The sequence below is a fragment of the Mesorhizobium sp. M4B.F.Ca.ET.143.01.1.1 genome (assembly GCF_004792275.1).
In the GTDB taxonomy this organism is placed as follows: domain Bacteria; phylum Pseudomonadota; class Alphaproteobacteria; order Rhizobiales; family Rhizobiaceae; genus Mesorhizobium; species Mesorhizobium abyssinicae.
On record NZ_SRSR01000399.1, the window covers coordinates 1 to 278 of the forward strand.

The window sequence follows — 278 nt, forward strand, 5'->3', positions numbered from 1 at the left end:
GAGACGGCAAGCCCCGTGGGCGTGCGCGGATAGTCCTTGTAGGCCACCTGCTCGTGCAGCGGCTTCACATAGTAGATCACCGACGGAATGCCCTTTTCGCCGAGATGTGCCTTCAGCCCGTCGCGCTTCGGCGTCTCGATGGCGTATTGCGCCCAGGCTGAGCGGCCATGGCCGAGATTGCGCGACGCCTTGACGATGTCGCCAAGTCCCTTGGCATACCGGTCGGCGACGATCTGGCGCGCCACCATTTCGTCTTCGAGGATGGCGAGCTTCTCGAT

1 protein-coding gene is annotated in these 278 nt (G+C 63.3%); it reads right to left on the reverse strand.

Annotated features, from left to right (window positions below; translation table 11 throughout):
• On the reverse strand, positions 1 to 278 hold a 278-nt coding region (locus tag EN786_RS37500), incomplete at both ends, for a DegT/DnrJ/EryC1/StrS family aminotransferase (RefSeq protein WP_135910254.1).